Origin of the sequence: Rhodococcus sp. KBS0724, assembly GCF_005938745.2 — a bacterium.
Classification (GTDB): Bacteria; Actinomycetota; Actinomycetes; order Mycobacteriales; family Mycobacteriaceae; genus Rhodococcus_F.
On the sequence record NZ_VCBX02000001.1, the window covers coordinates 3,285,811 to 3,298,801 of the forward strand.

General features: G+C 60.7%; 10 protein-coding genes. 5 read left to right on the top strand and 5 right to left on the bottom strand.

The window, feature by feature from the left end:
- Positions 1 to 139 precede the first annotated feature (139 nt).
- Entirely contained in the window at positions 140 to 2,713 is a 2,574-nt protein-coding gene (locus FFI94_RS15120) for a rhomboid family intramembrane serine protease (RefSeq protein ID WP_138868581.1), read from the top strand.
- 11 nt (positions 2,714 to 2,724) lie between these two features.
- Here the strand turns inward: FFI94_RS15120 and FFI94_RS15125 are convergent, their stop codons facing one another.
- Genes FFI94_RS15125 through FFI94_RS15135 form a run of 3 tightly spaced genes read right to left on the bottom strand, consistent with a single transcriptional unit; the run spans position 2,725 to position 6,142 of the window.
- Complete coding sequence (locus FFI94_RS15125; protein WP_138868582.1) at positions 2,725 to 3,579, bottom strand: ABC transporter ATP-binding protein; 855 nt, start codon at positions 3,577 to 3,579, stop codon at positions 2,725 to 2,727.
- Complete coding sequence (locus FFI94_RS15130; RefSeq protein ID WP_138873202.1) at positions 3,576 to 4,679, bottom strand: iron chelate uptake ABC transporter family permease subunit; 1,104 nt, start codon at positions 4,677 to 4,679, stop codon at positions 3,576 to 3,578. Before FFI94_RS15130 ends, FFI94_RS15125 begins: the two co-directional genes overlap by 4 nt.
- Before the next feature lie 2 nt (positions 4,680 to 4,681).
- Positions 4,682 to 6,142 carry an iron ABC transporter permease gene (locus tag FFI94_RS15135; protein ID WP_138873203.1) on the bottom strand — a complete coding sequence of 487 codons (1,461 nt, stop codon included), beginning with the start codon at positions 6,140 to 6,142 and terminating at the stop codon, positions 4,682 to 4,684.
- A gap of 208 nt (positions 6,143 to 6,350) precedes the next feature.
- Here FFI94_RS15135 and FFI94_RS15140 point away from each other — a divergent pair, with 208 nt between their 5' ends.
- Positions 6,351 to 7,106 carry a hypothetical protein gene (locus FFI94_RS15140; RefSeq protein ID WP_397495561.1) on the top strand — a complete coding sequence of 252 codons (756 nt, stop codon included), beginning with the start codon at positions 6,351 to 6,353 and terminating at the stop codon, positions 7,104 to 7,106.
- A 259-nt stretch (positions 7,107 to 7,365) separates the two neighbouring features.
- A complete protein-coding gene (locus FFI94_RS15145; protein WP_138868584.1) occupies positions 7,366 to 7,794 on the top strand; it encodes a PaaI family thioesterase in 429 nt (142 codons plus the stop codon).
- Positions 7,795 to 7,868: 74 nt separating this feature from the next.
- Here the strand turns inward: FFI94_RS15145 and FFI94_RS15150 are convergent, their stop codons facing one another.
- Both FFI94_RS15150 and FFI94_RS34035 read right to left on the bottom strand, forming a co-directional pair.
- Positions 7,869 to 9,260, bottom strand: coding sequence for an NAD(P)/FAD-dependent oxidoreductase (locus tag FFI94_RS15150; RefSeq protein ID WP_138868585.1), 1,392 nt, complete (start codon positions 9,258 to 9,260; stop codon positions 7,869 to 7,871).
- Positions 9,261 to 10,123: 863 nt separating this feature from the next.
- Positions 10,124 to 10,354, bottom strand: coding sequence for a hypothetical protein (locus FFI94_RS34035; RefSeq protein ID WP_221937752.1), 231 nt, complete (start codon positions 10,352 to 10,354; stop codon positions 10,124 to 10,126).
- A 266-nt stretch (positions 10,355 to 10,620) separates the two neighbouring features.
- Between FFI94_RS34035 and FFI94_RS15160 the strand changes: the two genes are divergently transcribed.
- Complete coding sequence (locus FFI94_RS15160) at positions 10,621 to 12,690, top strand: glycosyltransferase (protein ID WP_138868587.1); 2,070 nt, start codon at positions 10,621 to 10,623, stop codon at positions 12,688 to 12,690.
- Between the two features lie 27 nt (positions 12,691 to 12,717).
- The gene (locus tag FFI94_RS15165) at positions 12,718 to 12,990 is read left to right on the top strand and encodes a PqqD family protein (RefSeq protein ID WP_138868588.1); all 273 of its coding nucleotides are present in this window, start codon (positions 12,718 to 12,720) and stop codon (positions 12,988 to 12,990) included.
- The last annotated feature ends 1 nt before the right edge of the window (position 12,991 follow it).

Sequence of the window (12,991 nt, forward strand, 5' to 3'; positions counted from 1 at the left end):
GAAATACGTACTACTGGTAGTAGTACGGGTGAATCAATCGATGTGGTATTGGACATAGTGAGCTGTAGGACAGATAACGTGGACGGAGATCGTGGCCACGTCAGAGCAGAGTCGATCAGTAGAAAGTAGTCGCGCGCAGATGAAGATCGACAGTTCCTCGGAGCCCACGAATCTTTCGGCCCGATTGTCGGCGTACGGGAGCAAATTCCGCGAGCTTGTCCGTTTCGGAATTCGAGACGCACCGCTGACGACGTCATTGGTCGTCATCACGTGGGTGCTGGGTGCGGCGACGGGAAGCCTGATGCACGGGCCGCCGAGGTCACTGGCCCACCAGATTGCCGCCGGGATGGGTTCGCTGCAACACGGGCGATTGTGGACACCCCTGACATCTGCCCTGTGGGAGGGCAACCTTCTGCGGTACATCGGCGCAACCGTGCTGTTGCTCGTTGTCGCCGCACCCCTCGAACGGCGCATGGGCACGGCAAAACTCGCGATCGCCGCGGTGACAACGCAGGTACTCGGCGTGATCCTCGGACTGGGATGGGCGTCGTTGGCCAAGGTTGTCGACGCGAGCTGGGGATTTCGCCTCCATTCGGGAGCCGCGGTGGGCGCCAGCGCCTGGGTTGTGGGTGCTCTCATGGTCGCAACCGCGAATATGGGCACGCTGTGGCGTCGACGCATCCGGGTGGGCGTTCTGGCTCTCACCATCACACTCGCGTTGTTCAGTGGGCAGCTTCAGGACGTCATTCGCCTCTTCGCGGGTGTCGTCGGCTTGGTGATCGGTGCATGGATCGTCGGTCGGTCCGCCCGCGGTGACCGGATCGTCGGCACTGCGCGGGAAGGCAGAGTGCTCGTGGCGATAGTTGTCGCCGCAAGCGCGATCGGGCCGATGATCGCGGCGCTCTCCCCGGAAGCAGTGGGACCACTGGCCGTTCTCCGAGATCTGTTCCGCGGCGTTCCCTGGACAGTGGCCGAGGTCCGTGACCTGTGTGCCGAGTCCTCGACCGATCCTGATTGCCGACGCGGTTTGTTGGAACTGCGATTGTCGGGGATCGGGCCGACCTTGCTCTCGCTCATGCCCTCGATATTCGTGCTCGTGCTCAGCGACGGGCTACGCCGCGGCCGGCGCTTCGCGTGGATCGCCACCGTGTGCGCACAGGTGGTCCTGTTGATTCTGTCGATCGGAAACTTCGTCATTCGGTTCATCGACGCGGCCGACAGCGACAGCTTGTTCTACGGCATCGGTGACCCCAACGTGTATCGGACGCTGGTTCCGTTCCTCACCCCGTTGTTCGTGCTGATCATGCTGATCCTCACGCGGCGATACTTCGACGTGTCCGCTCCGCCGGGAACCTACCGAAAACTCGCAGTGTCGCTGTTGGTGCTGCTCGCCGGTCTGATTGTGGTGTACGTGGGCGGAGGGATGGTTGCCCGTCACGGGTTCGACCGTGAGCCGACCGTCGCGGTGCTGCTGGCGGATTTCCCGCAACGGTTGGTGCCGCCGGTATATCTGCAACTGGTTGATCCGCGGCTTCTCCCCGTCGACATCGAAGCAACTCTGCTGTTCGAATGGACCGGAGTCGTGTTCTGGGTGGCCGCGTCGATTCTCGTGTTCGTGACCTTCCGCAAACCCGTCGACGCGCTTGATCCTCGGGATGCCGGGCGGGCCCGCGAGATGTTGATCGCGGGAACGGGAAGCCCGCTGTCGTGGATGACGACGTGGAAGGGAAACACCTTCTGGTTCTCCTCCGACGGTTCCAGCTACGTCGCTTACCGCGTTATTTCCGGGGTTGCACTCACTACTGGCGACCCGGTGGGGCCACCTGATCGGATGCGGCGCGCCATCGAAGAATTTGCAGAATTCGCCACAGCAAACGGTTGGATTCCGTGCTTCTACTCGGTTACAGACGACGTCCGAGCGATCACGGATTCGATGGGCTGGAGTGGTCTGCAGGTTGCCGAGGAAACCATGCTCGACCTTGGTGAGATCGCCTTCACCGGTAAACGATTCCAGGACATTCGAACAGCACTCAACCGGGCGAAGAAGTCCGGCATCACGGCCGAATGGATCAACTATCCGCACGCGTCGATTGCAGTCAAGGATCAGATTGTCGCAATTTCCGAGGAATGGGTCGCCGACAAGGGAATGCCCGAAATGGGTTTCACGCTCGGCGGACTCAACGAGATCGACGACGACAACGTGCGTTGCTTGATCGCGGTCGACGAGGAACGCACAGTCCACGGCGTCACGTCGTGGCTGCCGGTCTACCGCGGTGGCCGAATTGTCGGCTGGACTCTCGACTTCATGCGGCGACGCTCCGAGGGTTTCCGGCCGACCATGGAGTTCTTGATCGCGTCAGCTGCCCTGAGCTTGGAATCCGAAGGATTCGAATTCCTGAGCCTCTCGGGCGCGCCGCTCGCGAAGGTCGCAACGGATGACAGTTCGAATTCGATCGAGCCCGAGGTCATGACGTTGGCCGGCGTGATGGACAACGTACTCGAATTCCTGGGGCGCACCCTCGAACCGGTATACGGCTTCCGCTCACTGCTGGCTTTCAAATCGAAGTTTCAGCCGCGGTATGTGCCTCTGCACATGGTGTTCGCCGATCCCGCTGCATTGCCGAGCATCGGTAACGCAGTCGGGCGGGCGTACTTGCCGACGGTGTCACTCGGGCAGGGAGTGAAGTTGGTGCGGACAATCATCGGCCGATGAGCGAGTGACCCTCAGGAGCGCTTAGCGACAGGTCCGCCGACGGTACCGAAAACGTGCCGAGTTCCGATGGGCACGATCAACGGACGATCCGAGACCGGATCGTCGATGACCGCGGCTTCGAGGCCGAACACATCGAGGAGCAGTTCCGTGGAGATGATGTCCTTCGGAACGCCCGAAGCGACGATAGCCCCGTCCCGCATCACGATCAGATGATCGCTGTAGCGCACCGCGAGATTGAGATCGTGCAGGATCATGACCACCGTGCGGCCCATTTCCTCGTGCAATTGATCCACGAGGTCGAGGACCTCCATGGAGTGCGCAAGATCCAGGTACGTCGTGGGCTCGTCGAGCAGCAGGATGTCGGTGCCCTGGGCGAGCGCCATCGAGATCCAGGCCCGCTGGCGCTGACCGCCGGACAGCTGATCGACCGGGCGATCAGCAAGGTCCGATACCCCGGTCAGCTCGAGCGCCTGAGCCACTTCACCTTCGTCGTCGGCCGACCATTGCCGGATCCACGATTGGTGGGGATGGCGGCCGCGCGCAACCAGATCGGCGACGGTCAAACCCTCCGGAGCGACAGGAGTCTGGGGCAGCATGCCGAGGACTCGTGCCACGTCCTTGGTCTTCATCGAGCTGATTGCCTTGCCGTCCAACACAACCGAACCGCTCTTGGGCTTGAGGAGTCGTCCGAGAGCGCGTAGGAGCGTCGACTTACCGCAGCCGTTCGGTCCGATGACCGTCGTGATCACACCGGTCGGGATTTCGATATCCAGACCGTCGACGATGATGCGATCCCCGTAACCCAGGGTGAGATCCTTTGCGACGAGCCGCGCGGGGGCGTCGACGGACTGGGACAACGTGGTCATGCTGTGACCTTCCGATTGTTACGAACCAAGAGGTAGAGCAGGAACGGTCCGCCGAGCGCAGATGTCACGATGCCGACGGGCAATTCGACGGGGAGAACCGTGCGGGCGATTACGTCGCTGCCGACGACAAGCACAGCGCCGGTGAGCGCCGACGCGACGATCGGGGGGCCGGCCGATCGCACCAAGCGCATCGCGACCTGCGGCGCAGCCAGGGCGACAAAGCCCACCGGCCCGGCAGCGGCGGTGGCGATCGCAGCCAACGCGACGGACGAGAGCAGGAGCTTGGCCTGTGACGACTGCAGGCGCACGCCCAGCGACGTCGCGTTGTCCTCGCCCAATCGCAGTGCGCCCATGGTGAACGACGCGATCACGGCGTATCCGCCGACCAGAACCACGGCGACGGCAACCGGCCACATCTGATTCCAGGTCGCTCCGTTCAATGACCCGTTCAGCCATACCTGCGCTCGGGACGCGTCGTTGATGTCCGCGGAGATCAAGAGCCATCCCGTCGTTGCCACCAACATCGCGTTGACACCGATGCCGATCAGGATCAGACGGAATCCTTCGACGCCTTTGCGCCACGCCAGCGAGTAGATGACCACAGCCGTCAACAGTCCGCCCGCGAGTGCTGCCAGCGGAATGCCGAGTGTCGCAAGCAGACCCACAAACGATCCGCCACCACCGAGAACGATCAGTGCGACAGCGGCGGCGCTGGAACCGGCGGTGATACCCAGGATGTCCGGACTGGCGAGTGAATTGCGGGCGATGGTCTGCGTGATCGCGCCGGCGATGCCGAGTGCCATACCGATGAACAGTGCTGTCAGTGATCGGGGCAGGCGGAGATCGAAGACGATGAGGTTCTGCGTTTTCGTGCCTCCGCCGAAGAGCACAGAAATCACGTCCGGGATGGAGATCGGATAGTCGCCGCGACCGACGCTCAGGCAGATCAGGACGAAGAGGGCGACTGTCAGCGCGATGCACACCGACACCGCAAGCGGCCGATACACGAGCGAGAACGAACCGATGCGAAGTGCCCTACGGGAGGGAACAGTTCGGGGGAGTGCTGAAGGTTCACCCCGGAGAACTTTGCCTTGTGTGATGGTCACAGACTTGCCAACTTCCTGCGCCGTACGAGAGCGATGAAGAACGGCGCGCCGAAGATCGCCAGAATGATTCCGACCTGTAGTTCACCCGGACGGACGACAACGCGTCCGATGATGTCGGCGGTGATCAACATGATCGCGCCGAGTAGACCCGCGTACGGGACGAGCCAACGGTAATCAGGGCCGGTGATTGCCCGGGCAACGTGTGGCACGACGAGGCCGATGAAGGCGATAGGTCCACAGGCAGCGGTGGCGGCGCCGGTCAGCAAGGTGATCGCGACAATGCCGAGAGTGCGACTGAAGACGATGTTGGTTCCGAGCGCTTTGGCTACGTCGTCTCCGAGACTGAGGACATTGAGTCCTGGCGTGCTCGCGAGAGCAATGACGAGACCGACGACTAAGAAGGGAAGCACCTGCCACAACACGTCGAATCCGCGTCCGGACACCGAGCCGACCACCCAGAAGCGGTACGCGTCGAGGCTTGCCTGGTCGAGGATGATGACCGCATTGGTCATGGCCTGGAGGAAGAACGCGACAGCGGCCCCGGCGAGAGCCAGGCTGAGCGGACTGGAACCTCCGTTGCCGATGGATGACAAGCCGAATACGACAACACTCGCGATGAACGAACCAGCGAATGCAAACCACATGTACTGACTCGGTGCGGTGAATCCGAACAGGTAGATCGACATGACAACCAAGAAGGCAGCGCCGGCATTGAGGCCGAGGAGGCCGGCGTCGGCAAGCGGATTTCGGGTGTGCCCCTGAATGAGTGCACCGACAATTCCCAGCGCGATGCCGACAACCAAGCCCAGGATTGTTCGCGGCGCGCGCAGAGTTCGCACGATGATGTCGGTTTGCGACCCGTCGGAGTTGAAGATTGCATGGAAGATCTCGGCAAAAGTGAGCGGACGCGCTCCGACCGCGATGCTGGCAAGCATGACCAACACCAGAAGGACGGTTAGAACTGCAAGACCGATGAGACGACGCCTGCGGGTGGCTGATACCGAGTTGTCGCGCTCGAGTTCGGCGAACCCCTCGTCGCGAGCGGTGCTTTCGCGGACAACGTCGATTCCGGATCGGTTGATCGGGCGCAAGAGTGCGCGTCTGACGCCAATGGGTTGCTTGGTCTGTGCATCCCGGGTGATCAGGCCGACCCAACCTTTTCCGGAGGTACGGCCAACCGTTCCGTCACGGAACCCGAGGTTCCAGATGAGAAGCCCGATAGCGATGGCGATTGCTGTCCCGCCGAACACTGCGCGATCAGCTTCACCGCCGCCGTTGTCGTCCTGCAAGGACTGGACTATGTACCAGCCGATCACGAGAGGGAGCGCGATGATTGCGACGTCGAACAGTCCGGCAAGGATGCGCAATCGGACGGGCGCCGGTCCTCGGGGTACGACACGTCGTCCGTAGTTCTCGCTGGGCCCGCGCGGATGTTCGCTCCCGGGCGTGTCGGTCATGGTCACTGGTGGATCGAACTCCTGGTCTTGGCTCGCAGGGATTTCAGATCTTAGGTTACGGAACCCTATCCCCGGGAACCTCGCGCGGGTTGGTTTCCGGACCGAATATGCGTGCCGAGGCTCACAGATCTTTACTCTTGAATTATGGTGAGGCTAACCTATGTTGAGTGTGTAAGACCCCTACGGCCGATTGGAGTGCATGGTGACCATGACCCTGACCACCGAGCATGTGCAGATTCGTAACCTGGATTTCCGGACTGACGCATTCAGCCGCACATGCACACGCTTACGGGCGCTCAATCCCGATTACCCGCGCGTGTATGCAGTTGCTGCGATGGCTGGTGAGGGCAAACGCCGATGGTGGAAACTGAGCACCGGACTGCAGAGCGAACGAGTCGAGCAGCTGTATGTGCGATCGCTCCAGGATCTGGACAATCCCGAAGCTGCGGCAATTCAGGTTGCGACGTCCTTGATCCATGCCGTCGTCGGCCGCGTGACCGCGTCGATTGTGGCGGAGGGCTCGGCGTGGGACCCCGGACTCGAGAACCTCTGGATACACATGGACAGTGACAGCGGCATCGACTGGGCGGGCGTGGTCGACGAAACGTTGCGCGTTGCTCCAGGAGGTACGGAGTACGGCCGGGACGGCGTTGTCGACATGCCCTGCGAAGCTGCGCTTTTCGTGTGGACTGCGCACCGGTGCCTGGGCGCCCTGCATGCGGTGCTTGCCGCAGTGTCTCGTTGCGCGCCGATTGATCCCTATCGTTTCTGGGGCTTGGTGGGTGAGGCCATCCTGGGAGCAACCGCGTATGTCCCGATTCTCGCCGGCGGCGGCGAAACGGCGGCGCAGCGCCGCGGACAAGGATTACTCGACGCATTTGTCGGCGTCGGAGTTCCGGTGCGGTCTCGTCGGAAGATCGCCGCGCGTCCGCGTTGGAATCAGTTTGCCGAAACGCTTGCTTAATTAGGTAAACCTTGCCTATGATTGAGGAACACGAAGCGGAGAGAACGAACCGCTGAGTGCAAGAAACTGCCGGACCGCGCCGGAGTCCTGAGGGCTGCAGAGACTCCCGGTCCTTCCCATGGCGGGTTCCGCATCGTCACGATGCGGAACCCGCCTGTTCGTCTTTCTGGACCTGAATCGATGCTCGAGTTAATGCTGGTGTAGGCAAGTAGTCAGCGGCAGCCGCACCGGCGCCACGGGAAACACAGATGGAGAACGCATGTCCGACACAGCTGACATCGCAGATATCAAGAACTTGCTCGGAACCGGATTCGACGCCACCATCGGTTTGGAATACACGGATGTGACACCGGATCGAGTTCGCGCTCAGTGGACGGTCACGCCGACGCTGCACCAACCGGCAGGCATTCAGCACGGCGGCGTGTACTGCTCCGTAGTGGAATCATTGGCCAGCATCGGCGGCTCGGTGTGGCTGGGGGAGCGCGGACACGTTGTCGGCGTCAACAACAACACCGATTTTCTGCGCGCTACCCGCGAAGGGACACTGACCGCTGAGGCCACCCCGATTCATCGCGGTCGTACATCCCAGCTGTGGGAGGTGCGGATCACCGATGAGCAAGGCCGACTGGTTTCCAAGGGGCAGGTGCGCCTTGCGAACATCACGGACGTCTCAGCGATCGGCAACTGACGCCGCCCGACCTGCGCACGACACAACGGCGGTGGAATCACATTCCACCGCCGTGTGCGCGTCAATCGAAAGGTTTAGCCGGCAGCCTGTTCAGGCTTGCCTTTTCCACTCTCGACCGCTGCCTTGGATTTGTTGTGTTTCTCCAACTCTCCCATGGCATTTCGAGCGAACACCTGCTGCTCCGTCGATGCCATCTGAGCGCGGCCACGACCGAAGAACGTCACCGTCCACGACAGGATCGTGGACACACGCGAGCGGAAGCCGACCAGATACAGAAGGTGGATGGCCAACCACGCCACCCAGCCGATGAAACCGCTGATCTCGAGCTTGCCTACCTTGGCCACCGCGCTGAAACGCGAAATGGTGGCCATGCTTCCCTTGTCGAAGTACTTGAAGGGAACCCGAGTCGTGGGGGTCTGGCCGTCGATATCGGCCTTGATCTGCTTGGCTGCGTACTTGCCACCCTGCATTGCAACCTGCGCCAAGCCCGGCAGCTTGTCCAACGACATCATGTCGCCGACAACAAACACATTGGGATGGCCCGGCAGTGACAAGTCCGGGTTGACCATGACACGCCCCGCGCGATCCGTCTCGCCGCCGCTCTGCTCCGCCAGTTGCTTGCCGAGCGGACTCGCCTGGACACCGGCCGACCACACTTTGCACTGCGACTCGATACGGCGCAGTGTGCCGTCCTTCTCCTTGATGATCAGTCCGTCGTTGTCGACATCGGTAACCATGGCGTCCAACTGAATCTCGACACCAAGACCCTCGAGCGTTTCTGCAGCCTTGCGGCTCAGCTTGCCGCCGTAGACCGGAAGCACCGCAGGCGCACCGTCCAGCAGAACAACCCGAGCCTCACGTGGATCGATTTTCCGGAATGCGCCATCGAGGGTCCGGCGCGACAACTCCGCGATCTGACCTGCAAGCTCAACACCCGTCGGACCTGCGCCGACGACAACAAACGTCAACAGGCGTGCGCGCTCAGCGGGATCGTCAGACAGTTCAGCCTGCTCGAACGCACCGAGAATACGACCGCGAAGCTCGAGCGCGTCATCGATTGTTTTCATGCCTGGCGCGAATTCGGCAAAGTGATCGTTTCCGAAGTACGACTGTCCGGCACCTGCTGCGACGATCAAACTGTCGAACGGCGTCACGGTGACCCGTTCCAACAGCCGTGACGTCACGGTTTTCTTCTCCAAGTCGATCGTCTCGACTTCACCGAGCAGTACCTGCGCATTTTTCTGTTTGCGGAGGACCAATCGGGTTGCCGGCGCGATATCGCCGACGGACAGAATTCCCGTGGCCACCTGGTAGAGAAGGGGTTGGAAAAGATGATGGGTGGTACGCGCAATCATCGTAATTTCGGCATCGGCCTTTTTGAGAGCCTGAGTGCCGAACAATCCACCGAAGCCGGAACCGATCACCACGACGCGGTGGCGGTGCGATTCAACCGACTGGATGCTCATTCCGTGCTCCTCGAGTTGTAGACGACGGTTCTACGGTAGTCCCACCTACGCTGAGGTTCTCTGCGAGTTCGCAAGATGTCCGACTCTTCCGGAATCGATCCAGTGAAGAGTCCCCGGAGCCCTACCTGCCGCATCGGACAAGTAGGCACACCTGGATGATCGCGCGGCGCGCGCGAGCGCCGATTTACTGCCGAATCGACAGGATGAACAGGGCGATACAGCCGCCTACGAAAACCAAGATCGACAACGCGACAGACGCGTACCCGACGCCCACGCCAATTGCTGCCAAGTCCATGTGTTGACCCTCTCTTTTATTGCCAAAAAGTTGGCTCGATCACATCACGGTACTGATGCGACGTGGATCTGTCGGCATAACCCCGCCGCGGCGCGTCGGAGTCGACTGAGATTGAGCGGTGTCGTCCACAGATCTGACTGGAAACGTGGATTGCCAGGGCCAGTTATCGCATCAACTTTTCAGTTATCGACAAGATGTACCAGGGAAAGTTGCTATGGATGTGCCGTGTGGAAGATATTGGCAGTGCGGGCGGTTGGCCCCGGCTGTGGCGCGAGCATTCCAAGGTCTGGACATGTGTGTTGATATCGGCTGCGATCGTTAAACGTGCAGCTAGGTGGCAGCGTAATGTTTGTCCGCTGCGGATGAAAAGATCTGCGCCCGATGATCTGCGTGCTGGATTAGTTCTTGTGCGAAAACCCGCAGGAAGATTTTGAATGGTTGCTGAAATCAACCAGAATCAGCGTTTCGGGTCGGTTTGTTCGCTGAAAGAATGCTAGCTTTGTCGCAGACAGGTCGATTGAGCGTGAATGAGTGGATTCGGGAGGACGCCCGTGGATGGCGATGCTTTTCAGACTGTTCCGGTAGATCGACGGAAATTTGTGAAAACCGTGCTTGCAGCATCTGCAGTCACGGTTCCGGTGGTGACGTCCATCAGCTTGGGTGGTGCCGCACCGGCCTTTGCGTCAGGTGACACTCCGAACTTGTCGGGTTTGCCGAGTCGCGGGCAGGGCCAGGGAAACGCCGGGACCTCGGGGAATCCTGCGGAACCGGGTGGAACCACGACAACAACGACTCCCACTGATCCTGCGACTCCCACGGACCCTGTGAACCCGACTGATCCCTCGAATCCCTCGAATCCAACTGATCCGACGCAACCCACGAATCCGACCGAACCGACGGAACCCACCATCCCGGCGGGGCCCACTAACCCGACAGAACCAACCGAGCCGACACAGCCCACGGATCCGACAGAACCCACGTTCCCGACAGAACCCACAAATCCAACTGAGCCGACCTGAGCCTTGTCGATAACGAGGGGCTACGCACACGATGAGCGGGCACACGATGAGTGAGTTCGATGCCGCCCTGCACCGTGCTCTGAAGAAACTTCAGAGCACGGGAACCGTGTCGGTGAAGGAGACACCACCGCACGGCCAATCGGTGGATCTGACGATTGCCATTGCGACGTACGACGATTTCGATGGCGCGTATTTCACGATCCACTCGATATTGACTCACCATCGTGAAGTCCTCGACCGGGTCGAGTTCGTGTTGTTGGACAATTTTCCCGAGGGTCTGCCGGCGCCGATGCTCGAGTCCTTCGCGAAGTACGTGGAGCGGTTCCGCTATATACCGTTCACAGAGGTACGCTCGACGGCAGTTCGAGATGTGCTGTTCCGCAAGGCAACTGGGAAGTACGTGTTGGTGCTCGATTCCCATGTGATCTTGGCGCCCGGGTCGTTGGCGTCGTTGCTGGCATATTTCGACGCGCATCCGGAAACTGATGATCTGATCCAAGGCCCGATGCTGTCGCAGGACTCCTCACACATCGCCGCCACTCACATGGAGCCGGTCTGGCGACGAGGGATGTTCGGATCCTGGGGCGTTGATCCGCGGGCGAAGGCGAACCCGGAAGTTCCGTTCGAGATCACCATGCAGGGGTTGGGGTCGTTTGCGTGTCGACGTGAGGCCTGGCCTGGATTGAATTCGCACTTCACCGGTTTTGGTGGTGAAGAGGGCTACATCCACGAGAAGTTCCGGATCAACGGCGGAAAAGTGGTGTGCCTTCCGACTTTCGGTTGGCTCCACCGGTTCGAACGTCCGGCCGGTGTGCCGTACCGGATCAATTGGGACGATCGGATTCACAACTATCTACTCGGGTGGCAAGAGATCGGCTGGGATGTCGAGTCGGTGCACCGCCAGTTCTCGAAACACTTGGGCAACTCGTATCCGAGCATTCGCGAGCGCGCTGAACGAAGCGTGCAGAAGCCTGAGCTGATCTTCGGCGGAGTGCTTGTCCTGAGTGACGATCGCCGTGTTGCGCCGTGGCGGTCGTGTCTGGCCGAGGCTGAATCGGTGGATTTGGCAGTGCACCGAGTCGTGCCAGCGGAGGACACCGAGGATCCGTGGCGATTGGCGAGTGCGTTTGTCGCGGGAATCGACAAGGCCATTCTGTTGGGCTGGGAGTCCGTGGTGTTCCTTTCCGAAGAGCACGTCATCGACGGTGCGCTGCCGTACAAACTCCGAAACGTCATGGTTGATCTCCCCGGGGATGTCGACTGTGCAGTTGTCCACGGGCCCGAAGCCGGGTTCTCTGGTGCGGCAGTGATCGTGCGCAGTAGTGCCTACGAGCGTTTGCGTGACCGACTATCTGCGTTCGCCACCGGTTCGGGTGAGAGTGAGTTTTCCTTGTCGGCCTGGCTCGTCGCTGAGGGGGCGTGCGATATTGCGCTCATACAGGGTGTGGCACGCACGCGGGCGATCTATGAAGGTGGGCCTGCGGCGACCATGGGAGTTGCGCTCGTAAATCTTGATACGGACCGGGAACGGTGGTCCCATTCATGGAAAAAGTTCAACCGACTCGCGAACATTGATGGTGTAGAGAGAGTTTCGGCAAGCGAGGACCGTACGAACCCGGCCATCGGATTTGCGGTCTCCTGGCGTCGCGCCATCGCACGGGCAGCAGAGAAGGAATGGGGTTCAGTTCTCGTCGCTGCCGACAATCTCGATCTGCTCGATGTGTCGTCGTCGATCCTCGATGCGGCACGGGCTGAACTCTATAATCTCGAGTGGGACGTGGTGCATTTCGGTCATGATCCGAAATCGCGCGACGGCAGCCTTTTCGGGGATTCGTCATTGATTCGCGTCAGCGCGGAAAACCGTGGAGTGCACGCGGTCCTGGTGAACTCCCGTGCATTCGAGACGATTCTTGCCGCCATTCCCGATCCTGAATCTCATTCTGCTGAGTTTGCGCAGTGGGCTGGTGAGTATCGCTCCCTCGGGGAGTTTGTGGTGGATGCCAGCGCATCTGGCATGCTGACCTGCCTGTCGTTGTCGCCAGGTATCGCCACCAACCGGACCTTACTTCGGTCAGGCGCACTCGAATCCGAATATTCACGACGCTTCACTCTCTGATTCCACGACACATCCACGGGAGCTCCCATGACTGAATTGCTCGTAGATACCCGACCGCGGCGCGCGCAGAGCGTGGAAAGCAACGATCTCGCTGACGGAGTTGTGCTGTACGACAGCTCCAGCGAGATAGCGCACCACCTCAATCCGATTGCGACCTTGGTCTGGGAATTGTGCGACGGACGGACCGTCGCCGACATTGTCGATGGTGTCGCCGAAGTCCTGGAAATCCCCACTGCTGAAGCGCAATCCGTGGTTAATGAAACCTACGGACAACTGAACGCGTCGCGGTTGTTGGTGTGAG

Coding starts and splice junctions, on each gene's coding strand:
- FFI94_RS15120 (WP_138868581.1), top strand. CDS start 140: ATGAAGATCGACAGTTCCTCGGAGCCCACGAATCTTTCGGCCCGATTG.
- FFI94_RS15125 (WP_138868582.1), bottom strand. CDS start 3,579: ATGACCACGTTGTCCCAGTCCGTCGACGCCCCCGCGCGGCTCGTCGCA.
- FFI94_RS15135 (WP_138873203.1), bottom strand. CDS start 6,142: ATGACCGACACGCCCGGGAGCGAACATCCGCGCGGGCCCAGCGAGAAC.
- FFI94_RS15140 (WP_397495561.1), top strand. CDS start 6,351: ATGACCCTGACCACCGAGCATGTGCAGATTCGTAACCTGGATTTCCGG.
- FFI94_RS15145 (WP_138868584.1), top strand. CDS start 7,366: ATGTCCGACACAGCTGACATCGCAGATATCAAGAACTTGCTCGGAACC.
- FFI94_RS15150 (WP_138868585.1), bottom strand. CDS start 9,260: ATGAGCATCCAGTCGGTTGAATCGCACCGCCACCGCGTCGTGGTGATC.
- FFI94_RS15160 (WP_138868587.1), top strand. CDS start 10,621: ATGAGTGAGTTCGATGCCGCCCTGCACCGTGCTCTGAAGAAACTTCAG.
- FFI94_RS15165 (WP_138868588.1), top strand. CDS start 12,718: ATGACTGAATTGCTCGTAGATACCCGACCGCGGCGCGCGCAGAGCGTG.